We start from the raw sequence: 26064 nt of genomic DNA, 5'->3' as shown, positions 1-26064 counted from the left end.
TTAACTGTCGGATTCAATCTGCTCCAGAATCTCGCGCAGGCGTGACAATGCACGCACGTATCGGTTGCTTGCCGCTGTCACGCTGATGCCCAGCACTTCGGCAGCTTCGGTATTGGTGAGCCCCTCGAAGTGTCGCAGGGCAATCGTTTCCTGATCCAGTTCCGACATTTGTTCGATGGCGGTTGCCAGCGATGCAGCCGCTTCGTCTCGCATCGCCGCACCGCTGGGAGACGTTTGCGAAAGCGCGATTTGACCTGCAAGGGAAACAGACGTCGACTCAGGGAATTTGGGACCGCCGAGCGAAATTTCCCGGCCTGCTGATCGCATCTCCGCACCGAGGTGCCGCCGATGAACATCGATCAGAGTTTGCGAAACGATCAACCGCAGCCAGACAAATAGCGAAAAATCTGGTTGCTTCAAGTAGTGCGGCAACCGCTTGGTCGCGGCAACATAGGCCTCCTGCAGCACGTCGTCCGCGTCGACTCGAGCCGCGATCCGTCGATCAAGTCGGAACGTTACCAGGTACCAGAATCGTTCGCGATTGGCCGCAAACGTATCTGCCAAAACTTGCTCTCCATCATCTCGCAGACGCTGCAGAACTTCTGGATCCGCACCTGATGGAGGCGCATCGTCGGCCGCTGATTCATCGGAGTCAGGAATCGAATTGGTATCGGTCATTGAAATTCCAGCATTACTAAACGGGCCACGGCGACTTTATCCACTCGCTGGCGACAAGAAAACCGACAGGTGCGACAACTGTCCGCAGTTTTCTGAAAACCAACGCGTTTTCCGCGTGGATGCTCGGTTGATAGCAGCGTTGAGTGTATTGGCTGACGAGTGTTAAACGAACTTTCAGCTCTCTTCTCATTGCCGTGCAACAAAACCACGGTCTTTTCATCGTTTTCAGGAGCCTACCATGCGCAACTCGCCACGCGGGAAAAATCGTCGTTTCGTCAAACGCCCCTCCCATAATCGCCGTCTGCGACTTCAGAATCTGGAGCAACGACAGCTTCTGGCAGCTGATATCAGTGCCTTTCAAAATGTCGAATTCCCCGAAGACGTGAACGCCGACGGCGAAGTCAGTCCTGCCGATGTTTTGATGATACTGAACGGATTGGCGGAAGGAGGCGAGGTCCAGATTACTGGTCCCGGCGGTGAAGACCTAGCTGCGAACGATGGCAATCAGCCGAACAACCGTCGTTTTCGTGACGTCAATGGTGACGGCCGGTTAACACCCGATGACGCACTACGCGTCCTTAATCGGATGACCCGCGACCGAGACTTGGGAGGTCGAGGAGGTGATCAAGGACGACCGCCCGAGGATCCCACTGAGACACCGCCTGAGAATCCTACTGAGACACCACCCGTTTCAAATGAGACCGATGAAGTTCGTTCCATCGACGGTACAGGTAACAACCTGGAGAATCCCCAAGTCGGCGCCGCCGACACCGAACTGCTTCGTGTCGCTGAAAACGATTACGCCGACGGCATCTCCGAACCAGCCGGCGAAGACCGTCCCAGTGCCAGAGAAATCAGCAACACGCTTTCCGCTGCCGATCCTGACGCAACCACTAGCGAACGCAACCTGAGTTCATTCGTTTTCGCTTGGGGCCAATTCCTTGATCATGACATTGATCTGTCGTTGGAACCAGAGAACGCTGACGACGCGGAGTCGTTTGACATCGAAGTACCCGAAGGTGACCCGCTGTTTGATCCATTCAATACCGGGGAAGAAACCATTCACCTGACGCGGTCGGCAATCGCCGATGGCACCGGCACATCAACGGACAATCCGGCTGAACAAGTCAATTCGATCACGGCCTGGGTGGATGGTTCGCAGGTTTACGGGAGCGATCTGGAAACGTCCGATTCGCTACGTGAATTTGTTGGAGGACGTTTGTTGGTGTCCGACGACGGTTTGTTGCCAACCGATGATGACGGCGGAATTCTGGCCGGCGACATTCGTGCAGCTGAAAACGTCGTGCTGACATCGATGCACGCGTTGTTCGTGCGTGAGCACAATCAGCTAGCGGACGGAATCTCCGCTGCCAACCCCGAACTGACCGATGAGGAGATCTTTCAAGAAGCTCGCGCGACCGTGATCGCAGAGATGCAATCGATCACCTACAACGAATACTTGCCAGCGCTGTTAGGTGAAGACGCGCTGTCGGAATACAACGGCTATGATTCGTCGATTGATCCATCGATCGCCAACGAATTCTCGACCGCGGCATTCCGCTTCGGGCACTCCACGCTCAATGATGAGTTTCGATTGGTGGGCAACGACGGAGAAGAAGTCGCTGAGGCAATCTCGCTAGCCAGCGCCTTCTTCACGCCGCAGTTATTGGAAGAAACCGGCATCGATTCGTTCCTGAAGTACGCTTCGTCGACGCAGTCGCAGGAGATTGACTTGGAGGTCGTCGATAGCCTACGCAATTTCTTATTCGGAGCTCCTGGCAGCGGCGGGCTGGATCTCGTCTCGCTCAATATTCAGCGTGGACGTGACCATGGCCTGGCGGATTACAACACGACACGCGAAGCCTACGGGTTGGATCCAGTCGAATCGTTCGCCGATATCACGAGCGATCTGGATGTTCAGGCGAACCTGGAATCGCTCTATGGCGATGTCAATAACGTCGATTTGTGGGTCGGTCTGATGGCCGAAGACCACACGAACAATGGATCGCTCGGTGAAACCGCCACCACCATCATCGCCGATCAATTCGAACGGTTGCGTGATGGTGATCGGTTCTACTACGAAAACACGATGAGCGATGGAGAGATTCGCGATATCGAAAGCACTTCGCTGGCAGACATCATCGAACGGAATACGGAACTGGATTCCTTGCAGTCCAATGTTTTCTTCTTTGCACCCGAAATCACCGGAACCGTGATTGCCGAATCAGCAACACAACTTGAATCGGCAGATCAGTTGACCGGGAATGCGCAGGGCGAACTCACCAGCGAGTTGGACCGTGATGGTGGTCAGCCGACAACTGGGCCAGATAATGGGCTGGACCTGGGACAAGGGGACAATCTTGCGAGAACGCCCATTGATCCTCGGTCTGGTGCGCGGGGACAAGGTGTCCCACAGCAGAACGGGCCCCGGCAAAATGGTCCACGCAGTAGCGGGGATAACAACGTCGTTACTGCGGAAGGAATCTTGGTTGAATTGGTCGATGCCGACGGGACGGTGATCGATTCGACATTGACGGACGTTCGAGGTAACTATGCCTTCGCATCGGTCAGTCAGTCCGGTTCGTACCAGGTTCGTATCGCGGACTCCGATTCTTGGACCGTCGAAGGTGACGACACTTGGGACGTGTCGATTTCCAATGGCGATGAAAACATGGACGGCATCGATTTTCGCGTCCTCGTTTAAGAAGCGTCGTTTTACAGCAGCCGCGCAGGATGACTTCCGTTCTCCGCTGCAGCGTTTTGTTGATTTGTTCGCAAGCCACCCCGAGTCTTCCGTTGTTTTCAAAGGCCTTTTCGCCGGGCGGATTCAACGGAGGACACCCGGGGTTGGCTGCATCTGATTTCGCAACGCAATCTTCTTTGCCCTACTGAAGGTCATTACCATGAAAAAAACAACGAGCCAACTCAATGACGCGGTTTTAGCCAGCGACGCGGCAATGGATTCGATCCTGGCGACCTTTGACTTTGCGGCTCGTCTTTCGATGGACCACCTTTGCGATGTTGTTGACGACTCGTTGGTCCAAACCATCGCGATGGCCAAACGGTCGACTCAAGGGACTCGCCAAGCAATGCAGCGACGACTGCCGTGGCTTGGTTTGTAGGCGATGGCCGCCTAAATCTGCTCGGCGGGAAAGATCGGCGGGAAAGAATCGCAGTGTGTTTGCATTATTGTGTCCGGTCGGAGATGGCATTGGCAATTTGATAAGGCAGTGACCCAGGGCGAATCACTTTTTGGAAGAGATGAGGGTTTGTTTTTAGCGGAATGGCGTAGGCCATCCGGTCTTTGACGCACCGGACGGCTCGCGCTGGACGTCTTGCACCGCACGTCTCGCACCGTTCCGCTAACCGCTGACTCCGTTTCAAAAGTGGCTTGCCCTGGGCAGCCTTTTTCTTTGCTGTCCCAACCGGAGCCAATCCCATGCGTTATTCTCGCATCACTGCGCCAGTCCATCCGATGTCCGTTGCCAAATTACTCAGCACGCGTGCGGTGTTGATTGCAGCGACCATGTTGCTCACTTTGGGCCAGAAACACTCCGGTGCCACGGAAGTCACCAGCGACAGCGACAGCATTTTGGTCACTGCTGCTTCGTACCAAGAATACGGCGACCTCTATGCCGATCTGCAACCATTCTTTCGCATTGAATATTTCAATGCGGAGTTTTTTGAACCGGCCAATGAAGTTCTTTGTAGCGCGATTTTTGTTCCAAACGTCGACAACCTTCTGGTGTCACACTTTTTTGGGATGACGGAGCAAGGCATCAACGACCACATCGCTCTCCTGCAAGGAAACGCGGAAATGATGCAGATCGAAGCCTACGACGCTGGCGACTCGACGCGCTATGCCTACATCGCCTACCACAAGCCGGATCCAGTCGCGTGGTATGCCGCTGTCGGGGTTGCACACGAAGTCGACGATGCTGTGATGGACAGTCTTTCCGCGAGTCTAAAACGAGTGAACTGGTGCCACGGTGATCCGTCCGACGGCGCGTCTTTTCTGTTCAAGGAAGATAACACCGATACGTTTGTTCCTACCGAAGCGCTGACGCTGTCGCAACTGAACCTGATCCGAGAGTACGTCGCAGAGTTTGGATTCCGAATGACTTCCGTCGAAGTAAAGCTTGGGATCGATGCGTTTCCGAGCGTCTACTACCCCGTGTTCAAGCAAAACGGAAATTTGCAATTCACGACCGAACGCATGGAGCAAGGATACGCTTTTGACATGCATGATATCGATTCGAGTGAACTATCGCATTGGACGCCTAGAGTTGTCGCGATGGACATTCAGCACAATTTTGCCGATGGCTACGCGTCTGCTCCTGACTTCGTCGTTGCATGGCGTGGCTCCGCACAGGTGCGACGCAAAATTCTCGAGTTTGACGGGGCCGACAAATTTGCCATCGAAACCAAACAGGCTTCTGGCGGGGTTGATCGCTCGCGCAAGACGACCAAGTTTGCCGTTGCAAAGTGACAGACTGGCAGTTTCGCGGGACTCTTGCACAGCAGTCTCAGCTAAGTGGCTTTGTCAACGAAGTCGTCGCGTGAATGGCAATGTCCATTCACGCGACGGCATTGCCATTGCGAGTGAGTGGCTTGGTGAGACCACGATATGCCTTGGAGGAAACGCATAGTCCCTACAACCGTTCCTGTGATGACGCTTTTGGCAGCCTGAGGGGCGGTCTGGCCTTCAAAAGTAGGCTCGGCCGCCGCTTGGCTGACCTAGCGTTGCCCTGATACCTCCAATTCTTCGGTGTTCTTCGCCGTTCATTCACTCCTGGTCGACCGCCATGTCACGTTGTCTAAATCAGTTGCCAAGTTCGGGACGGCATCCTTTGTTTTGCTTGGCTGCCCTGTTCACCACGTTATTGTTCACCACGTTATTTGCGGGCTGTGGTCTAAAGCTTCCTGAGATCAAGCCGACCGAATACAAGCCATTTGATTTGGCTGAGTTGCCGGCAATCGAGCTTCCGGCACGGCCCGCTGGTCAACGCATCACGCAGTACGCCACGGAGTACATCACGGATCTGGGGATTGCCGACGATCAGCCAGGGCACGATAGCGAAGTGCGCGTCGTGCTTCCCAGTCCGATGCCCGCTGGCAAAGTTCCCACGTTGATCGTCAATGGTTCGGGGGCCTATCTGTTTTCGGGAATGGTACTCAGTGACGAAGACATCGAGCCAATGCTGCCCTACGTCCAGAGTGGATTCGCGATCGTTGCTTACGAAACGGACGGTTGCCAACCAAGTTTTGAGCGTGAGCCGACACCCAGTGATATTGCTCAGATGACTCGTCAGTATGTCGCTTCCAAAGCGGGGCTGATCAATGCAAAACGCGCCTTGGAGTTTGCACTGGATCGATTCCCGGAGATCGACGCGGACCAACTTTATACGATCGGTCACAGCAGTGGAGGCAAGCAGGCGCTGCTGCTGGCGGCCCACGACGAACGAATTCGCGGCAGCGTGGCTTTTGCACCTGCCTGCGAAATGGAGTTTGGCAGCCACATGACGGTCGCTCGAATCCGCGGCGCGGACGCAGGGACGTTAGCCCACGAAGTCAATCGTTCGATGCCCATCGTGCATGCCAAAGTCACCGATGTGCCAATGCTGTTGCTGTATACGCCGACCGACCAAATCACGCGGCCGCGTGAAGTGTTGGGCTACGCCAAAGCGGTCGGCAAGAAAGCCGTCGCCGTTCCTGTGAAATGTAGTGGGCATGGATCGGTGCCTGAGGCTGGATTCAAGCTGGCCGTCGCGTGGCTGCGTGCACAGGCAAAAGCAAACGCCGGAACATCGGTCGAACCGACGCTAGTCAGCCTGGCGGGTGAAGATGCGTTGCCGGAACAATCCAGCGAGAGTTCTGATGCGGAGCAGGACGGCTTTGAGCCAATGAGCGCTGAACAGCCTGGTTTTGAAAAGGCCGCCGCGGAGCCGGCCGTCGCCGATTTGGTAGCTGAACCAGAGACTGTCACGACGGTTCGGCGGACAGCGACTCCGGTGCCCGATACGGCGCCCGAAACGACAAAACCCTTGGCGGTTCCCTTTCGAGCCGATCGTGATGCCAAACGCAATCCGGCGGGTGTTCAGCAGAACCCGTACTTCTCTGGATAAGTCGACGGATCCGGCGATGTCACATTATCAGAGAGGTGTTCGCAGCAGGCAAAATGCGGCAAACTGTCTTGCGACCGAATCGATCACGACCATCAAGATCAGCTTCCATGGTGACACAGCAGGAAATCTCTGACGCGGCAAACCTCATTCGCAGAGGTGGCTTGGTGGCGTTTCCGACCGAGACCGTTTACGGACTGGGAGCCAACGCGTTAAATGCGGATGCGGTCGCCAAAATCTTTGAACTCAAAGGTCGGCCACGATTTGATCCGTTGATTGTCCACATCGCCGATGTCGACCAGCTTGTCGATTTGGCAAAGGTGATTCCACCGGCCGCCGCCGAGCTGATCGAAAGGTTTTGGCCCGGGCCGCTTTCGCTGGTTTTGCCCAAACACTCCAGCGTGCCGGATATCGTTACTTCGGGATTGCCTAGCGTTGCCATCCGATGCCCGGATCACGACGTCGCTCGAACGTTTATCCGGGCTACGGGAGTTCCCATTTCGGCTCCCAGCGCGAATCGTTTCGGGATGATCAGCCCGACGACTGCGGCTCATGTTCGGCAGCAGTTTGGAGATCAACTGCCCACGGTGCTGGACGATGGCCCATGCCGGATCGGAGTCGAATCAACCGTGGTGTCGTTTGTGGAATCGTCCGATCATCGCCCTACTTTGTTGCGTCCCGGAGGCGTGACGTTGGAAGAAATTCAGGCGGTCATCGGAACAATCGATATCAAAGCACAGTCCGAAGGCAATCCCAACGCGCCCGGTCAATTGGCCAGTCACTACGCACCAACGACACCATTGACGTTGGTTGCAAGTGACTGGGTGATGGATGATTCCATCGAAAACCAAAAAGTCGGGTTGCTCAGTTTCCAGACGCATTCTGCGGCAGCGCATTTCGCTGCGGTCGAAGTGCTGTCTGCCAAAGGCTGTCTTCGCGAAGCAGCCGTGAATCTGTTCGCGGCGCTTCGGCGTCTTGATGAGATGGGCCTGGACTCGATCATTGCCATGCCGGTTCCCGAAGCCGAACTTGGGCGCGCGATCATGGATCGTTTGCGCCGAGCAGCCGCCAAATAGCAACTGGCCAAGTAGCAACAGCTCGGTCCTGGCAGCGATCGTCCCGTGGGTAGTATTCAAACTGAAAAACCCCGGCCGAGATAGCTCGGTCGAGGTTTTGATTTAGTCGTCAGTTTCCGTCGCCTTGGTGCGCGGGTATTTACTGAGCTACCGGAGCGTAGTAGTCGGCAGCCGGCGGGGTCTGATCCGTATAGACGGGAGCCGGAACCGCTGTTGGCATTGGCTGGGCAACGGTCGGCGAAGGTTCGTACTGCATCGGAGCCGCGTAAGACACATCAGCCGATGGCGGGTAGTTCACCTGTGAAAGGTCCACGCCAGTTGCTCCGTCGTCGCATGAACCACCGCAGCATCCGTCAGCACAGCATCCGTCAGCACAGCATCCGTCGGCACAACTAGCCGTGCCGCAGTTACCACCGCAACAGCCGCCGACTTTTTCGGCATCCCACGTGTACTTGCACTCAGGGCATTCGTACTTCTTAACCTTCAACTTGTTAACCTTGCGAATCTTGGCTCCGTTGTTGGGGCAGGCACTGCAAGACTTGCAGCCGCTGCCGTCGCACGAATTGCACATGCCGCACGACTTTTGGCTGGGCCGCTGCCACGGAAAGACGACGCGTGGAACACAGATGTAGTCCGTCTCGACCTCGAAGCATTTTTTCTCGACGTCGACTTTTTCGGCCGTCAGCTTGCAAACGTATTTGCACTTAGGGCAGCATTGGCTGGTTTTGCAGCCAATATTGCATGCCGCTTGCACGGTTTGATTGCACGTGAATCCTATCGATAGGGCTGCTGCGATTAACAAGAGGCGCGTAAGTGACTGACCGATCATTTTTTTCTTCCATGTGCTGATGGGACCGCAGGTTTGCTTCAAAGTGTTTGAAGTACATCTCCACGCACTTCCTGGACTTTGATTGATTCGTTGCCGAGGTTGCTGGCCAAATGCAGCGGACGCCGACGACCTTCTGTCGTACTTGACGACCGAAAGTGCCTGCCGTAACGAATTGACCGATGACAACGAATTCAACTTCTCTGATAGTTGCATCGGAGACCCAACGCGACATTCTCTGTTAAGAACGTTGAAATGTCGGTTTGATGCGACTCGTCCGGGCGCATAAGCCGAATTCGCGTCAGGAACCAAATTTTTCCTGCTTCCGGAACAATCGTTACAGATTCCCACACGCACTTGGCGTTGCGTCGAAACGGTATCGAGACGCCGACGTTAGCCACGGGCTTTTCCCCGACGGATCGACATCAGTAGCATCGACATCAGCGATAGCGACAGAAAGCCAGTGGCTTGGCGATTCGTGTTTAGCTTGCCAGCGGGCGTTGCTTGTGCAGTAGTGAATACACGCAAGGCACCAAGATCAACGTCAACACTGTCGAAACGACCATGCCTCCCAGCAAGGCTCTTGCCAATGGCAGCATGGCTTCGTTTCCTGGTGCAAATTGAAACGCGAAAGGCAGCATGGACGCCACCAGTGTAAGCGACGTCATCAGGATTGGACGCAAGCGAACTTGGGCGGCAGATAATGCTGCATCACGCGGCATCAATCCTTCGGCGAGTCGGCGGTTTGCAAATTCGACAATCAGGATCGAATTATTGACAACGACCCCGACCATCATCAGCGTGCCCATCAACGATTGAATGTTGATGTTGGTGTTGGTCAGGTACAGGACTAACAGGACACCGCCGATGCCCAGTGGCACCGCCAACATGATGATCAGCGGATCAACAAACGATCGGAACTGCGCCATCAATACCAAATAGACCATCAGAGTCGCGACGGCCAATCCAATGCCCAACATGCTCATGCCGGTACGCATCTTTTCGACCGGCCCGCGGAGTGTCACTGAAACACCGTTTGCAAATTCCATCCCTTCGATCACACGGTCGATGTCTGCCGCGACAGAACCTAGGTCGCGATCCACGACATTGACATGAACATCGTTGACTCGCGAAATGTTGTAGTGAGCGATTTCGCCCGGGATGTTGACTCGTTTCACGGTGGCAATGTTCGACAGTGGAATCGTGATCGGACCGTCGGCCGAATTAAGCGATAGCGGAATGTTCCGTACATCATCTAACGACTGAAAATCGTTGGATTCGTACTGGACGCCCATAAAGAAGTCGACACCGGATTTGGGATCAATCCAGATTGTTGGCGAATAGCCGACGCTGGAGCCCAATGCGGTCAGCACAGTTTGTGCGACTTCTTCTTGATCAATGCCAAGGTACTTGGCACGCGTACGATCGACTTGAACATCGAATTGGGGATAGTCCAACGACTGAGCGATTTGAACGTCTGCGGTTCCAGCAATCGGCTCGATCTCTTTGACGATTCGTTCGGCTGCATCGCGGCATTGTTGCAGAGTTCCGGCGGAGACTTGCACGCTGATGGGTGTCGGTACACCTTCGTTGAGCGCCATGTTCACGATGCCACCGGAGACAAACAGAAACTGTTCCATCGGATAGTCCGTTGTCAGTTTTTGCCGAAGTTGATCGATGTAGATTTTGGTGCTGGTTGAACGCCCTGACTGCTTTAGATTTACGATCACGTACGCTGTGTCAGGGCCTGAATTGGAACTTAGGACGGTCGAGAAACCAGCGCCTTTGCCCACCGGCAACCCGATGTTGGCGATCAACGTATCGATCTGTTCTTCGGGGATTACTTCTTTGATCGTGTTTTCGATTCGCTCAACCAGCTTTTCAGTCTCGACAAGGGACGTGCCTGGAAGCGTTTTCAGCCTCAGTTCAAACGTACCTGCGTCGACTTCTGGAAAGAGCTCGGTACCGATCTTGGGCAACAGGAGGTAGGAAGCTCCCACGCCCAGAATGATCAGCAGTGACCAAATCGCGGGAGCCTTCAGAGCGATATTGAGCATGTTTCCGTAAATGCCGCGAGCCTTTACCTCGGTTTCTTGCGGCTCCGCATCGGTTTTTCCGATCACTTTGTTGCGGACAAATGTCCCGCAAAATGCGGGGACGATGGTCAGTGCCAAGAGATACGATGCGGCAATCGTTAGCGTCGCTGCCAGAGACAGCGGGGCAAACAGATACTTGATCATGCCGGTCAAAAAGATTGCCGGCAAGAAAACAGCCAGCGTCGTCAAGGTTCCCGCCAGGATGGCTGGCGAGACTTCTTGCGTACCGTCACGTGCCGCATCCATCTTGGACTTGCCCATCCGTTGGTGTCGCAGAATATTTTCGACAACGACAATGCCCGCATCAACGACCGTGCCGATCGCCAACGCGATGCCGCCGAGTGTCATCACGTTGATGGTTTGCCCAGAAAATGCAAAACCCAGTGCACCGATCAAGATCGCCAGCAAAATCGTCGAGACGATAATCACCGTGGGCATTATCTGACGCAAGAAAACAAGAACGACGATCGCAACCAGAAAAGCGCCCAACAAGACTTGAACCAATAGGTTGCGCATCGCGTTGCGGATGTAACTGGATTGATCTGAAACCAGAGTGACTTCCGTCGCCTCGGGGATATCGCCACGTTCCTTCATCTTGGGGATTTCGGAGGCGATTCCTTCGTAAATTCGGTCCACGACCGCAACCGTGTTCTCGCCGGGTTCGCGAAGCAACGGGCAATAGACACTACGTTTGCCGTTTACCCGGACGATGTTGTATTGCAGTGCTGCATCATCCACCACGCGGGCGACGTCGCGAATGAAGATTGGGTTGCCGTCGCGGATGGCAATCGGAATGGCTTCGATTTCGGCCGTGTCTGGCAATGTATTTCGCGGGTGGACTTGGTAGTCGGTGCCGCCCATTCGTGCGGTGCCCGCAGCGAGTACAAGGTTGGACTTTCGCATCGCTTCGACGACGTCGGTTGCACTAACGTGGTAGCCGCGAAGTTTGTCCGGATCCACGTACACCATCATCTGACGAAACTTGCCGCCGAATGGGTGAGGGATCTGCACGCCTTTGAGGCCACCCATTTTGTTTCGGACGGCGTAGTAGCCAATCGTGTAGAGCTGGGATTCGCTAAGGCCTTCACCCGAAATCGCTGCCAAGACAACGGGCAAGTTGGCGGGTTCGCTGCGAAGCGTAAATGGCCATTCAATCCCCGGGGGCAAGTGAAACATATCACTCGCTTCCAGGTTGACGATGTCGTTCATCGCTGAACTTGCATCGGCTCCCGGTTGGAAGAAAACCTTGATCACCGCGGCGCCGGGAATGGTTCGCGATTCTTGGTGTTCAATCTTTCCGGCTAACGTCAGCGCGCGTTCGACTCGTGAACTGACGGACTTCTCCATGTCCAGAGTCGGCAACCCTGGGTACGAAAAGTAGCTGACGATGACGGGTTTTTTAAAGTCAGGCAGGATGTCGATTGTGATGCCGGGAATCACTGCGACTCCCAACACGCTCAGTGCGATCGCTGCTGCCAAAACGGCGAAGCGATTGTTCAGCGAAAGATTAGTCAGGCCCATAAGTAAATTCTCTGGCAAGACGTGACTCAGTGAGTCCGCCGCGATGGTTTGTCAAACTGAAACGCCGTTGTAAAGAGCGTCGGTGCCCCGGAGCGGGCACCTCTCTCTACTGCAACACGGCAACTTGCTGGCCATCGGTGAAACGCTTCAAGTGCGAATCAATCACCCGCTGTCCAGGTTCAACCCCCGAGAGAACCTCAATCGAATTGCCGTCGTCCAGGCCCGTCGCCACATCGGCAATCGAAACAACATCGTCATCACCGACGACATACACGTAAGCCTTGCCGGTCTCATCAAAGCGTATCGCTCGAGCTGGCAAGACATTGGCGGCCAAGGTTGTGTCCATTTGGATCAATGCTTGCCCAAACATCCCTGGCATCAGTTTGCCGTCAGGATTGGGCATGTCCGCTTCGATCATCATGGTTCTTGTGGCTGGATCCAAACTTCCCGAGATGCGAGTCACGGTCGCAGCCATCGGTGGTTCCGCTTTGAACGATGGAAACGTCAACGCAATCGAATCACCAGGATTGACCAGAGCAGCGTCTGATTCAGGAACAGGGATGCGAACACGTACCTTGTCGATCTGGCTGATTACAAATAGCGGTTTGCCACTGCCGACTTCGCTGGCCGAGCGAACCAGGTCACCTGGTTCGATGTTGCGCTGGGTGACCAGCCCTGTGAACGGAGCTTTCAAAGTACCGTAGGCGATCATCACATCGATTTCTTCTAGCTCTCGTTTCGTGATCTCGGTTGCCGCTTTGGCGGCTTTCATGTCCGCTTCGGCGGCACGTTTTTTTGCCTTTGCAACGGCGACGTTCGCTCTTGCCGAATCGGTTGCAGACTCGACTGCCTGCTTATTGGCGGATTCCGAATCTCGCTTCATTCGGACTTCGTCCAAGACGCGACTCTGCAAACTGCCACGCCCGACCATGTCTTGCGTGCGGCTGAATTCCGCTTCGGCGGCAGCGACGGATGCATCGGTTCCGGCGACGAGTGATTCCGCTTCAGCGACTTTTGCCGTCGCGGACTTTACGGCCGCTTCCGCCAATTCGATCAGTGCTTCTGCCTGCTGCTCTTCTGCAACTAGTCGCTCGATGCGGGCTTCGATGACTTCACGTTGCATCAGCATTTCGGGAACATCGATCTCTGCCAGTACATCGCCAGCCTGGACCAACTCTCCAATGTCGGTGTTCAGTGTTTTTACGAAGCCCGACGTATTGGCACGGATTTCAACGCGATGGTAAGCGTGTACCGATGCGGGTTGGACGGTGGTCTGGGGAATCGCTTCCGTAGCAACGGCGACGGTTCTGACCTGCACTTTGCCAGCTTCTTTGGATTTCAGAGTCACTTGCTCCGGGGAGCAGCCAGCCATCAAGGCAACCGTGCAGAGCACCGCGATGCGGTAGAGAGTGGATACGGGACGCAAATCTCTCATCGCAGTGCCTGAATCGATCATGGGGTAGGTGAAGCCGAGGAGGTGATTTCGGCGGCGGGATATCAATTGGCAGATCTGCAGCGTTGAACGATTGATCCCGGGCAACGCGGTTCGTCTTAACGCAGTCTTCAGGGGGCAGGCAAATAGACGGCATAACCTGCGGAATCGGACTGATTGCCAGCATTGGCAGTCCTCGTTGCGTTCAACGAAAGCCTTTGGCGCAGCTTAATCGGGACATAGGTGGTTTTCACCGTCATTTCCTGGCTTTCGAAGCGAAATTCCCCGTCACTCGCTTCACTTTGTGCCTGCTTCAGCCGAATGGGAAAAGGGAATGCTAGCATTGCGCGAGTGATGATGGCATTGAACCTCCCCCTGCTTTCAAGGAAGGCACCCATGTTGCGTCTCACTTTCGCGCTGTCATTTATCTGCCTGACGATGAACGCCGATTTTCCGATTGCGTCTGCGCAATTCGACATGGAACTGCCTGCGGACGAAGAAGGGGCGCAGCATCTAACAGTGTTTGACAGCCAAGCGGATTCGATGGTGCGTGACGCTATTGATGCGGATCAATCGTCTTTGCCGGCGACGCTCTCTGGCAACAGCATGCCCTTGAATCTACCGACGGCTCTCTCGATGGTCGGTGGGCAGCATCCAGCTGTTGGTGTAGCGAGATGGCGTACCCAGCAAGCCTACGCGGAGTTGGAGCAAGCCAAGGTTCTATGGCTTCCGTCGATCCAGATCGGATTCAGTTTTCATCACCATGATGGAAACTATCAAGCGAGTGATGGGCAAATTGTCGACGTCAATCGAAATTCGTTTCAATATGGACTCGGCGCGGGGGCGACCGGGGCAGGGACCACGACACAGCCAGGCCTCGTCGCGAGATTTCATCTGGCCGACGCGATCTTTCAGCCAAAAATCGCTTGTGCAATTGCCGGCGCTCGCCAGCACTCTGCCAATGCAGTCGTCAATCGACAACTGTTGGAAGTGGCACTTTCGTATCTTGACTTACTTGATGCCCATCAAGAAGCACGGATCATCGGTGAGTCACAACTCCGAACCGACAACTTAGCGAAAGTGACAGCTGACTTTGCGGAAGCCGGCGAGGGTTTGCAATCGGATGCTGATCGCATGCAGACCGAAGCAATGCTGACGAAAAACCGTGCGATGGAAATTCAAGCCGCCATCTCGCTCGCGTCGGCGCGATTGGCTCAAGCGATCAGTCTTAACAGTCATGCGGACATCGTGCCGATGGACGTCACGGTCTTGCCGCTGGAATTGACGGCGGTGAGTGCCGACAAGTCCTCGCTCATTAGTACCGGACTATCGACACGCCCCGAGCTTCGCGAGTCGAAAGCGTTGGTTGCGGCGGCTTGCGAAGCACATCGGCGCGAACGCTATGCACCGTTTGTTCCCAGTGTTCTGTTGGGTTACAGCGGCGGTGGATTCGGGGGCGGGTTAGGCAACCGCACCAACGACGTCGATGGTCGCTACGATTTTGATGCTGTCGTGACGTGGGAAATTCGCAATCTGGGACTTGGTGAACGTGCCGCCAGACGACGAACGACCGCGAGGTTACAGCAAGCAAGATTCGAGACGCTCAATGTCATGGATCAAATCGCACGTGAAATTTCCGAATCGTCCTCCCAAATTCCGTTTCGTCGACAGCAGATGCAAATCACTCAGCAAGCAATTACGCTCGCGCAGGCATCGTACGAGCGGAATTTGGAACGCATCAACGATGGCGAAGGCCTGCCGTTAGAAGTGCTGCAATCAGCGACGGCTCTCGAACAAGCCCAACGTGCGTACTTGGATGCCATCATGTCTTACAATCAAGCTCAGTTTCGCTTGCAGTGGGCACTCGGTTGGCCCATCACGGCTCCACCGCTGTCTTAAGTTGTGGTGTCATTTTTGCAGAAAGCTAACGCACCCGAGCCTTTTCCTAGCAGCCCGGCTGTAAGTGCGAATGCTGTTGAATCGCCCGTGGCGATCGCCGATGGCTCGCAAAGACTGGCGACCCTAGAATTCGACTTGGTACTGCGTTCGAAAAAGCAGACCGTCATCACCAGCCAGAATATCGCTGGCTGTGTTTTGAAGTGGACTCCCATCCAACGCCGTCACATCAACTGACACCTTCGATGTGGGACGCGACAGTGGATACCAGTTCGCACCGAGCGCGATCTCGGAGGAAGTTCCGAATTCGCCCATGACCTGCGAATACCTTGCGTTGACATCCAATTGGTTCGGTAGGAGAAAGCGTCCGCCTTCGACGTAGTATCCCTGTTGAAAGAGTTCGTCAATCGAAAGGGGGCCGTCACCTCTTAGGTTTTCGATCCAGCGTGCGAAATACTCGGCATTGAAACTCCATCCATTCCATTTCGCCGCGACGTCAACGCCATACAGAAGAACGTCCACATCGGAAACGGTTACACCGGCATCGATCGCACCGATTTGCGCAAGCCGCGTTCCGTCGGAAAGCCGCAGGTAGTTCGTCTCAGCAAGCGGTTGGCCAGCCGAGCTTCCCTTTTGTGCTGCGTACACCATGGAGTGGCCCAGCCGAAGCCGGAAGGGACTCTCGCCGCTTTCATCGACGATCGAGCCGCCAATGTCGCCTAGCGGGTCAAATGAACTCGTCGCGGCGATCGTGAACTTTTCGTCCGTTCGCGAATTGGCCAGATTGGAGGACGAATAGCCGTTGCCCAGCATTAACTGATAGCGAATTGATTCACCAATTTTGCCAACACCAAAAATGCCAACGGTACGATCGGGGCGAAAAAAGTCATTGGTCATCGGTCGTTCGACGAATCGGGTTCGCCGCGCCGTCAGCAGCCATTGCCGGCTGGCTGGGACTTTGCGTTTTCCCAATTGAATTTGGAAGCTATCGGAGAACCGCCATCCCCACCAATAGTCGAAAAAGTCGACCGTGTGCGATCCGTCGGTGTCGCCGTCCAACTGCAAGAAATAGCTGGATCGCGAATCCAACGCGGTGCCGGAATACACCAGCCTTGCGCGTTCGATATCAAACGCATTGCGGCTACGCATCGGTCGTACGACGCCCGCATTGTCGGTCCAGGAATCTTCATCGCGGCTAAACGCATGGTGGCGAAACTGAATCCAACCGTTCAGCTTCAAACTGGATGGATTCTTTGTTTTGTCAAACGCACGGATCACAAATCCTTTGTCGTAGCCCACAAAGTAGTCGACCACTCGCACTTTCGATTCTTTGGAATCCGCGTCGCAGTTTGATTCTTGTGGAAGCTCACATACCAGAGGCACTTCGGATGTGCCGGCGTCTTCGCAAGACGACGCTTGGACGAACTGACTCTGCTGCACATAGGAATTGGCTGGGGAAGGGGCTGGCACCGAATCACGTGCTGTCGCGTCCAGCATCGCTTCCTGGAGATCCAGGTTTTGCTTCAGTTGATCAAGACTGGAAAGAATGCTTTCCTGAGCTTGGCTGGAGTTGGAGCACGCAAGTAATGCGATCGCCAACACACCGATGGTGACGCTCGCTTTCACGTTCAATTCCTTTTCCACGTAGCGGAGTCTTACGTCTGTATCGTTGAGCTACTGCTCCAAGATCCCAAGGCAATCAGGCCACTGCGGCAGAGTGCTTTATGACGGTTGTTACTGGTAATACGATCGGTTGATTTGCAATGTGTCTTCGTAAGAAATCGGTGAATGCAATGAAACGGCTTTTGACGATTCAATTGCAAGCATTGTCGAAACGGCCGTTTCCCTTTGCTTGAAACGATCAAGCACTGGTTGTCAGTGGACGTTGGCTGGCGAGCTGTCTCCCTCACTTTTGGGCGCGACTTTGACGGTTGTCACGATCATCTGGATTTTGTTTGGCTATTTGCCGGCACAATTGCCAGACAACATCGTTTCTTAATATTCCGAGTTTTGGTCACAGCCGATTCAACTGCTTAAGCCACTATCGCCGTCATGTTCGATAGAAGTCCGATGAATCAGTGAGATCAGCAATGCCAATCGTTTCCCTGCCCCATTCACGACCCGTCGCCGCTCTGGGCATCATGCTTGCCTTCTGCGTCGCCAGTTTGCAAGCACAGCAACTGCCACTCTCTGGCGGAGTCAATCCGTTCGCCATGGCAAACAACACGACGTTGGCGCCACCAATTAACGCAACGGGCGCCGAGCTCAAAAACAAAACTGTGCCAGGGAGCGATGGCCAAGCGGCAGCGCCTGTCTCGCCAGCGGACGTGGATGAATTAGCACTGAAAGACGAATCGGCCAGCGGGGAAGCAACATCGGCGAAAACGGATCAGAAGAGTGAGGACGCAGAATCGTCCGATGATGGCGAAGCCGACGAAGACAAGTCTGACGAAGACGACTTGATGGAGCGATTGGCCAAACTGGAAGAAGCGTTCGCAGACGGCGAGAAAAAAGCTTCCAAGAAAGCTTCGGACGCAAAGAAAAAGCCTGCGTTGAAGATCAACGGCCGAATCCACTTGGACTACTGGAATTTTGCCGATGACAGCGACGGCATCGGTTTCTTTGAGCATCAAGATGCCGGCGACGACAATTTCGGAACAGACCCGGAAGATCGTCTCTTCTTTCGACGCATTCGATTGAAATTCGAGGGCGATCTCTTTGAAACCATGACCTACCGGATGCAAATCGATTTCAACACTCCCGAGAGTGGCGAGATGAAGGACATGTATATCGGGTTCAAGGAACTTCCGTATCTGGGAACTCTGTTGGTCGGAAATCAGAAACGTCCGATGGGCCTGGATCACTTGAATAGTAGCCGGTTCAACATCTTTATCGAACGGCCGCTTGTCGTCGAAGCGTTCAACGAAGACGCACGTCGACTGGGCATCACGTCCTACAATCACAACGAAGACCAGTCGCGCATCTGGGCACTGGGTGTGTACGCGCTGGAGAACCTAACTCGCGACGGCAAAATCATTGGCGATTCGATGCAGCTAAGTGCCAATGCTAGGCTGGCCAACAGTCCTTGGTACGACGAAACTTCTGGCGGTCGTGGCTATTTTCACTGGGCTGTCTCGGGAATGGTCGCCCGACCTGATGGTGACAATCTACCCGGCGACACAAACGCTAACGAAGGTCGCTTTCGAACTCGCGGCGAACTGCGTAGCGATAGCCGATGGATCGATACGGGCCGTATTGCCGGAGCCGAGTGGTACGAGACACTCGGCTTGGAAGCGATGTTGAATGTCGGAGCGTTTCACGCAGCGGGAGAATTTCAGTCCAACTGGATGCAGCGAGACGACACAACGGTTGGCACCGGTGCTGATTTGAATTTCCACGGTGGTTACTTCCATATTGCGTACATGCTGACGGGCGAACACATGCCCTACAAACGCAAAACTGGCACCATTGATCGCATCAAACCGTTCGAGAATTTCTTTTGCGTCGACAAATGTGACGGTTGCAGTGGGGGTGGCTTGGGAGCCTGGCAAGTGGCACTTCGATACTCCTACTTGGACCTGACCGACAATGACATTCGCGGTGGCGTCGAAAAAAATGTGACAGGTGGTCTGGTCTGGTACCTGAACCCTTACTCGTCTTGGCAGTTCAACGCGGTCTATGGTGACATCGAAGACCGTGCACCGATCGGTGGTTTCGACAGCGGACACTTCACAGCTTTGGGAACCCGTTTCCGCGTCGACTTCTAAGTCGGCTCGTATCGCACGACAAAACTCTCGCGACGCACTCTCATTCATTTGGGAGTGCGTCGTTTTCGTTTTGGCAGGTGGTAGTCCTGGCAAGATCATCGATTCGATGCGTACCGGACCGTTTGGGGCGGATGCGTGTCCACGGGCCAATCCTTGTCGGGAAACGCCGTTTTATCGGTGAATCACGGCAAATGGGTGTGCGAGAGAATCCCGGACTGCTGGCATGTTCACCCTCGCAAAGACGGGGGTGTAAAAATAGTACCTGAATTTTTGAAAGTTGATTGAACGCTATCCCGTAGTGCGGGCACTCATGCACATCAACAACACTCCGATTTGATTCCAAGCCCACGGTGGGTCATGCCCCCTGATGTCCCAGTTGGTGATCAACGGCCTCGGTCCGCGTCTACGACGGTCGAGCCTTTGTCGGCTGCGCGTGCGTCAGTGGGGGATTCAGGCAAGCCGGATCCCGTCGTTGCCGCGGTGCAAGACCCTCCCACACCGTCGGACGATTGGGTTCGTACGTGTTACGGGCAAATCCACCGCGCGGCTTGGATGATGACAGGTGATGCGTGGGCGGCTGATGATTTGGCTCAAGAAACATTCGTGGTGGCGATCGACAAGTGGAACAAATTCGATGGCCGCTCAACTCGTTCAACTTGGCTGTATGGCATTCTGATTCGGTTGCATCGTCGCCACAATCGAACCTTGTCCCGGCTAAGTCGACGTCTGAAAAAACATGGACTGCAAACCGAACATCAACAATCCGAAAAACGAAACGCGGCGGATCCCGCCATCGTGATGGCAACGCGTTCTTGGCAACAGAGTGTCTGGGCAGCCGTTGCGCAACTGCCCCAGGCTCAGCGAGAAGCGATCACGCTGAGATACGCCCAGGAGTTAACCTACGAAGAAATCGCGACCGCCATCAACGTTCCTAGTGGCACCATCAAAACTCGCGTGCACCACGGGCTGAAACGTCTGAAACAATTGCAGACGATCGGAAATGAATTTTCCGAATCACACAATGATATCGAACCACCATCATCAACTTAGTCATGTCTGATTCATCCAACAAAACGCAAGTCACAATGCGGCTTGCATCTGAAACGGTTCAAACGCCGCCGTCGTTACCGCCGGACTTTGATCAGCTGACAAGAAAAGTCGCAGCGGTGCGTCGTCGTCGCCGGGTGGTGATGACGGTTGCTGCTGGTTCAGTCGCGATCATGTGTTTGGCGACGGTGTTTGCATGGCAGGGTTTGATGGCTCCGAATAAATCGCAAATCAACGTCGCGCAGGGCAATTTGCCTGACGGCATGCTTGCCGAATCGAATCGGGCTACGTCGATCGCAGTGTTGCAGCCAAGCGTTGGGGAGGAATCGTCTGTGGAAGTGCGTCCGCCGAAGATTCAGCTGTATGCCTTGATGAGCCAGAGCGTGCCGGTGTTTGACGTTGACGAGAAAACAAAAACGATTCACCACGTCGGTTGGGTTGAATCACAACAGGACGTTCCAGTCGATATGAATTACGTTTCCGAGAACCAGCAAAATCGCTTCGGCGTTGTGCTTGAAGCGGACGAAGCATGGCATTTAAGTTTGTAGACTCCAGATCCAAGGTTGTTCCAATGATGAAATCGATCCCCCTTTTCAGTATGTGTTTTGCGTTGTTGGCGTCGACGCTGATGGCGGACGATGCCTCGGATTTTCGCAGTGCATTGCAAGTCACGTTTCCCGCAACCGTTTCGGTCCAGCCATCTGGCGTTGACAATCAACGACCGCAAAACGATGCGTTGCAGGATTGGCAAAGACAGGCGTTTCGGGGTAACGGTTTTGGTATGGGCGGGCTAGACATGCGTGGGATGGGGATGGCCGGTCCAGGTATGCAACTGTTTTCAGCCCAGAATTCGATACGCGCGGGTTTCGCGATCAGTGCTGATCTTGTCCTGACTCAGCTGAATGCTGCCGACGACGAATTGACGATCACGACCGCCGATAATTCACAGCACGATGCGAAGGTCATTGCACGCGATAACGTGACGGGATTGTGTGTCGCAAAAATCGAGGGTGCGGAACTGGTTAGCTTAGTCGTGGGGGATGGTCATCCCGAATTAGGTTTGCCAGTTGTGACGACTTGGGTTGATGGCGGTGTGCATCGATGTAAGCAAGGCATGATCTCCAGTTCACTGAATTCCTCTCATGCGAAAATTGGCATGACTCAGGACGTCGACTTCAGTAACCCGAATGCAGTGACGGGGAGCCCCATCGTGGACTCCGCGGGTGTGCTAGTGGGGGTTACGGTTCAAGACGACAACGGTGCGGTGGTGTGCTTGCCAGCCACTCAGTTGTCTCGGTTGATCGATTCAGCGTTGGCGGACAAACCTCAGGATCTGGAGCGTGGGCTAGTCGGTGTCGCGTTTGGCAGCGACACCGGAGCCGAGGTCACGAGCGTGACGGATGGATCTCCTGCCGCAAAAGCTGGTCTGCTCCAGGGCGATCGCGTGACTCGCGTCGATGACTACGACGTAAGTTCGTCTCAAGACGTTATTGCTGCGGTAGCCATGGCGAGAGCAGGCGATAGTGTGGAGGTGGTCGTGCAGCGTGGTGACGAAACGATCGTGCACACGTTGACGCTGGGGCAGCATCCTGAGCAACGCATCACGCTGTCACCGTTGCCAGAGAATCCAGCAGGTGCCCGTGACGGTGTCCAAGGAAACGGCGGGGCGATCGTGCGTCAGCAGGGTTGGCAATTGAAAGACGGAAAGCTGGTCCCGATGGACTTGGACGCCGATGGCAACTTTGACATGGTCATTCCAAAAGAATTTCAGGATATGTTCCAAAATGGCCCGAATGCTTTGCCCAAGCAGTTTCGCATGCCACGTCGTTTCCAAGGGCTCCGCGTCGAACGCAGTGACACCGAAGAAACACTCCGTAAGTTGGAAGCCGAACGCGACCGGCAAGCGGAAAAGATCAAAGAGCTAACCGACAAGATTCAGGAATTGGAATCGAACCAATAAGGGCCGTCAGCGACACGCCAAGCAGGGAGTCGATCGACGCAGCGGAGAAACTAGTTTTCGATCAGTGTCTTTTCATCAGCGTTATTCGACTCCGTCGCTAAAAACGAATCCAGCCTGCCTACTTGGACGGTTTCGATGGTGTAAGTCAATCGATGCTCGGGTTGGATTTCGCGTGTTAAATAATTGACCATTTCCAGGCAGGCCACCTTGGTCGCGATGACTTCGATACGGATGCGTGGCCGCGGTGCTCCGCCTTCGAGAGCAATCTCCTGGCGGCCTGCGCCCATGCACGGCGTGGAGGTGAACCCGCTGGCACCGAGCCGCACGAATTCGGATTCGATGGTCTGCTGAATTTCGACTTTTGTGATCACCGTAAGCCGCTGCGCGGTGCAGTGACCTTTTCGGCGTGCGGCATGGTCATGCTGTGCAAGTGGTTGATGTGATTCCAGGCCCACTGTGGTGAATTGAAGTCCCTGTTGCTCAAAACTGCCTTCCATTTCGTGCAGTTTGTCCATCACTGTGTGGTCGACTAGCTTGACTTCCGACAAATCCAATTCGACATTTTTGCGTTCCAGCAATCCAAGTCGCTCGATGTGGCGACGCATTGGAATCCAGTTGCTGAAAATGGCCGATTGTCGCGCGGTCAGGTGGACCGTTTCTCCGTCCTCATGCGTGACTTCGATCTCTGGTTTGAACAACGAACGCAGCGGCACGCCGTTTGACAGGTGAATGACGACTTTGGTCGCAATGCCGATCGCGATACCGATCAACAGGTCAGTTGCAAGAACGCTGATCAGCGTCACAACGAAGATCAGCAGCTGTTCGCGGCCGACTTTCCAGACGTTCATGAATTCGCTGGGGTGCGCGAGCCGAAACCCTGTGTAGATCAGCATGGCGGCCAAAGCAGCCATTGGGATTCGGTGCAACACCATCGGAATGAACGCGACGCAAACGAGCAGGAACACACCGTGCCACAGATTGGCAAACCGCGTCCGAGCTCCGTTGTCGATGTTGGCTTTACTACGAACAATCTCAGAGATCATCGGCAAACCGCCAACCAGTGAGCAGCACAGATTGCCCGCACCGACGGCGACCATGTCGCGGTCCATGTTGCTCTGACGTTTCCAAGGGTCAATCAAATCGATCGCTTTGGCGGACAGCAGTGATTCAAGCGAACCAATGATAAAGAACATGAAAACCCACTTCCATGCCTTCGGTTGTTGCAGAGCTGTAAAATCGGGATGAATGATCGAATCGAACATGCCGAACACTCGATCGGGCATCGCGACCAGATAGTTTTCGCCCAGTTGATACTCGTGGTTCTGCAGCGTGTACGAATGATTGTGCATCAGGTCAAATCCCATCCCCATGGGGATCGCGACGATCAGCACGATCAACGGTGATGGCAAGGCCTTCAGGAAAGACGCTTTGCGTTGAAGCATCGGCCACAGAAACATGATCAAGACGCTGACCATCCCGATGGTTGCAATCGCTGGATTCGCTTCGGCAATAAAGTGCGGGATTTCTTTAAGCAGTTCCAACGGTTCACCCGATGCGCTGACACCCAAAGCGACCGGGATCTGTTTTGCCACGATGATGACACCGATCGCGGCAAGCATTCCGTGCACGGCGGAGATAGGAAAGAACTCGCCTAGGATTCCGGCACGAAAGACTCCAAAAAGTACTTGCAGCACTGCCGCGGCGAAACCAACAGCCAACGCGGCTTGGTAAGCCTGTGTGTCCACTTCGGTCCAGCCACCGACCATCCCGTCCCCACCGAATGCTCCGATACAACCAATCGCGATGACGATTAGTCCTGCTGCTGGGCCCTTAATGGTGAGCTCTGAATTACTTAGGAACGTCGCAACGAACGCTCCAATGATCGCCGTGAAGATTCCCGCGATCGGCGGATAGCCGCTGGCCAGCGAGATGCCCAGGCAAAGTGGTAAAGCGATCAGGAAAACAAGCAGGCCGGACACCAAATCGTGCTTGAAGTACTTTCGGAAACCAGCGAGGTTGCCGACCGGGACTTCTGCGATCGGTTTCGGTAAGTCAGACATAGCGTTGTCGCTCATGATTCGTTTGGTTTAGCTGGGGGTGTTGTATTTGTCGTGTCGCAAGAGGCAGGCGAGCAACGGTAGTCGCGGCAGTGATTTGTGCAGCGACTGAGTGCTTTTGCCCACCGTGGGCATGTCAATCGGACGCCGACTGACTTAGTTTCTTTGATCGCTGGATCAGCTCCACGTGTGGCGGGGTTTGAACCAGCGAGAGATCTTTGCGGTGCTTGGTCAATTCGCTCGCGGCGTGATAACGCGACGTCACGCCTGGCTGCGGCACCAACCCGCCGCCAATGATCAAGACGGTCAAAACCAGGACGGCAACTTTTTCTCGCGGTCGGGCATTCATGGGAACCAGTGTTCGGTTCTCGCTACCGGTGAAGATGCGGAAATATGCCATCAGTACTGTGATTCCAGACAGTGCAGCCGCGAAAACAACCAGGGTGCCGACCCAAGGGTAAACCTCGACGGCTCCTTCGATCAGCAGTTCCATGCCGACGAATCCTACCGTGGCTGGAAAACCGATGGATGCCAATCCGGTCAGCAGAAAGAAGCCAGCCAACATCGGCATCTGCGCGTACAGGCCGTGGTAATCCGAAAGCGATACGCGCGAGATCCTCGCTTCGATGCAGCGGAGCGTGATTCCAAATCCTGTCAGGGACAGCCCTACTGATAACCACAGGCAAAGTGCTCCTGTCAGTCCGATCGGGGTGACCAATTCAAGTCCGACCAGAATCAATGATGATTGACACAGGAGCAAATAACAAAACATTCGACGTGCTTCGCGTTGAATGATCGCAAGCGAACCGGCGTAGACTGCGGTGAACAGCGATAGTACGGCGATGCTTTGCAGCGCCCATTCCGGCGCGATGGGCAAAACGAATCGCATCACGGCGTAGGCACCCACCAGTGGAGTTGTCATCAAGATCGCTGTCCCAAACGTTCCTTTTTCGAATAGGTCCGTCATCCAAAGGTGCAATGGAAAGACGCCGGCGCGTAGCAGAGTCGCCGCCGTTAGCATTGCTCCTGGAATCAAAACGCCCGTCGATTCGATCGCGTACCCAGTGATCAACAGCACGGCGAATGTGACCATGTGCAGGACGTAAATGCGTGAGCAGCGTTTTCGTCGGCGTAGTTCCAAATACGCGGGAATCGCGGCAGCAATCAACAACGCGACGAGTGCCCAGGACGCTCGGCAGCTAAATGTAGCTAACGTCAATGATTCAAGTACAAGTACAAGCCTGAGCGAAAAACGCGGTGCCTTGGTGCCTAGCGTCGACATCACGACGACCAGAAAGATGAGCGCGGTCAGCGGAATCAGGAACACGCTGAGTTCATCGACGACGAACACGCTGGGATCAAAAATCCAACCCAGAAACGGCCAGTGATCGTGAGCTTCAAAAGTTCCCAGCGAAATGAAATCGATCAGTTCGCCGATGGTCAGTGCCAGCGTTAACGAACAGAACGCAATCGCATGCGTCAGCAAATTGTCGCGTTGGCCAAGCAGATGGACCCACGCGGCACCGATCAGCGGAATCAAGATCGAAACTTCGATCCAAGGAAAGTATAGTTCAGGCATGAGGGAT

Annotated in this window: 18 protein-coding genes; 10 read left to right on the top strand and 8 right to left on the bottom strand. The window is 54.7% G+C overall.

The annotated features are described in order from the left end of the window. Positions 1–678 (bottom strand): sigma-70 family RNA polymerase sigma factor, encoded by a 678-nt coding sequence (locus K239x_RS21355; RefSeq protein WP_145420411.1) that lies wholly within the window; start codon positions 676–678, stop codon positions 1–3. A 238-nt stretch (positions 679–916) separates the two neighbouring features. Here K239x_RS21355 and K239x_RS21350 point away from each other — a divergent pair, with 238 nt between their 5' ends. The 5 genes from K239x_RS21350 to K239x_RS21330 all read left to right on the top strand — a co-directional run bounded on the left by K239x_RS21350 (position 917) and on the right by K239x_RS21330 (position 7876). Continuing rightward, positions 917–3382 carry a peroxidase family protein gene (locus tag K239x_RS21350; RefSeq protein WP_145420410.1) on the top strand — a complete coding sequence of 822 codons (2466 nt, stop codon included), beginning with the start codon at positions 917–919 and terminating at the stop codon, positions 3380–3382. Positions 3383–3581: 199 nt separating this feature from the next. Next, a complete protein-coding gene (locus tag K239x_RS21345; protein ID WP_145420409.1) occupies positions 3582–3800 on the top strand; it encodes a hypothetical protein in 219 nt (72 codons plus the stop codon). Positions 3801–4117: 317 nt separating this feature from the next. After that, the gene (locus K239x_RS21340) at positions 4118–5167 is read left to right on the top strand and encodes a hypothetical protein (RefSeq protein ID WP_145420408.1); all 1050 of its coding nucleotides are present in this window, start codon (positions 4118–4120) and stop codon (positions 5165–5167) included. A gap of 316 nt (positions 5168–5483) precedes the next feature. Next, positions 5484–6803: a hypothetical protein gene (locus tag K239x_RS21335; protein WP_145420407.1), complete on the top strand. Its 1320-nt coding sequence runs from the start codon at positions 5484–5486 to the stop codon at positions 6801–6803. Between the two features lie 107 nt (positions 6804–6910). Next, a complete protein-coding gene (locus K239x_RS21330; protein WP_145420406.1) occupies positions 6911–7876 on the top strand; it encodes an L-threonylcarbamoyladenylate synthase in 966 nt (321 codons plus the stop codon). A 139-nt stretch (positions 7877–8015) separates the two neighbouring features. Here the strand turns inward: K239x_RS21330 and K239x_RS21325 are convergent, their stop codons facing one another. From K239x_RS21325 to K239x_RS28875, 4 genes are all read right to left on the bottom strand, one after another. Continuing rightward, positions 8016–8447: a hypothetical protein gene (locus K239x_RS21325; RefSeq protein WP_145420405.1), complete on the bottom strand. Its 432-nt coding sequence runs from the start codon at positions 8445–8447 to the stop codon at positions 8016–8018. A 737-nt stretch (positions 8448–9184) separates the two neighbouring features. Next, the gene (locus K239x_RS21320; RefSeq protein WP_145420404.1) at positions 9185–12319 is read right to left on the bottom strand and encodes an efflux RND transporter permease subunit; all 3135 of its coding nucleotides are present in this window, start codon (positions 12317–12319) and stop codon (positions 9185–9187) included. Positions 12320–12425: 106 nt separating this feature from the next. Then, a complete protein-coding gene (locus tag K239x_RS21315; RefSeq protein ID WP_145420403.1) occupies positions 12426–13775 on the bottom strand; it encodes an efflux RND transporter periplasmic adaptor subunit in 1350 nt (449 codons plus the stop codon). Positions 13776–13882: 107 nt separating this feature from the next. Beyond that, the gene (locus tag K239x_RS28875) at positions 13883–14149 is read right to left on the bottom strand and encodes a hypothetical protein (protein ID WP_419189245.1); all 267 of its coding nucleotides are present in this window, start codon (positions 14147–14149) and stop codon (positions 13883–13885) included. Between K239x_RS28875 and K239x_RS21310 the strand changes: the two genes are divergently transcribed. After that, on the top strand, positions 14148–15650 hold the full coding sequence (locus tag K239x_RS21310; protein ID WP_419189244.1) for a TolC family protein: 1503 nt from the start codon (positions 14148–14150) through the stop codon (positions 15648–15650). The genes K239x_RS28875 and K239x_RS21310 overlap by 2 nt on opposite strands. A gap of 123 nt (positions 15651–15773) precedes the next feature. Here K239x_RS21310 and K239x_RS21305 read toward each other — a convergent pair whose 3' ends face one another. After that, entirely contained in the window at positions 15774–17273 is a 1500-nt protein-coding gene (locus K239x_RS21305) for a porin (RefSeq protein WP_419189243.1), read from the bottom strand. Positions 17274–17737: 464 nt separating this feature from the next. Here K239x_RS21305 and K239x_RS21300 point away from each other — a divergent pair, with 464 nt between their 5' ends. The 4 genes from K239x_RS21300 to K239x_RS21285 all read left to right on the top strand — a co-directional run bounded on the left by K239x_RS21300 (position 17738) and on the right by K239x_RS21285 (position 22421). Next, positions 17738–19414 carry an OprO/OprP family phosphate-selective porin gene (locus tag K239x_RS21300; RefSeq protein ID WP_145420401.1) on the top strand — a complete coding sequence of 559 codons (1677 nt, stop codon included), beginning with the start codon at positions 17738–17740 and terminating at the stop codon, positions 19412–19414. Between the two features lie 357 nt (positions 19415–19771). After that, positions 19772–20464 carry an RNA polymerase sigma factor gene (locus tag K239x_RS21295; protein ID WP_145420400.1) on the top strand — a complete coding sequence of 231 codons (693 nt, stop codon included), beginning with the start codon at positions 19772–19774 and terminating at the stop codon, positions 20462–20464. Positions 20465–20466: 2 nt separating this feature from the next. Then, complete coding sequence (locus K239x_RS21290; RefSeq protein ID WP_145420399.1) at positions 20467–21009, top strand: hypothetical protein; 543 nt, start codon at positions 20467–20469, stop codon at positions 21007–21009. A 23-nt stretch (positions 21010–21032) separates the two neighbouring features. Continuing rightward, positions 21033–22421 (top strand): S1C family serine protease, encoded by a 1389-nt coding sequence (locus K239x_RS21285; RefSeq protein ID WP_419189242.1) that lies wholly within the window; start codon positions 21033–21035, stop codon positions 22419–22421. 50 nt (positions 22422–22471) lie between these two features. Here K239x_RS21285 and K239x_RS21280 read toward each other — a convergent pair whose 3' ends face one another. Both K239x_RS21280 and K239x_RS21275 read right to left on the bottom strand, forming a co-directional pair. Then, positions 22472–24481, bottom strand: a complete 2010-nt coding sequence (locus tag K239x_RS21280) for a SulP family inorganic anion transporter (RefSeq protein ID WP_419189241.1) — start codon at positions 24479–24481, stop codon at positions 22472–22474. A gap of 133 nt (positions 24482–24614) precedes the next feature. After that, positions 24615–26057, bottom strand: coding sequence for a proton-conducting transporter transmembrane domain-containing protein (locus tag K239x_RS21275; RefSeq protein ID WP_145420396.1), 1443 nt, complete (start codon positions 26055–26057; stop codon positions 24615–24617). Positions 26058–26064 lie beyond the last annotated feature (7 nt).

Origin of the sequence: Stieleria marina, from assembly GCA_007741555.1 — a bacterium.
Lineage (GTDB): Bacteria > Planctomycetota > Planctomycetia > Pirellulales > Pirellulaceae > K23-9.
This window is presented reverse-complemented; position numbering and strand designations above follow the sequence as displayed.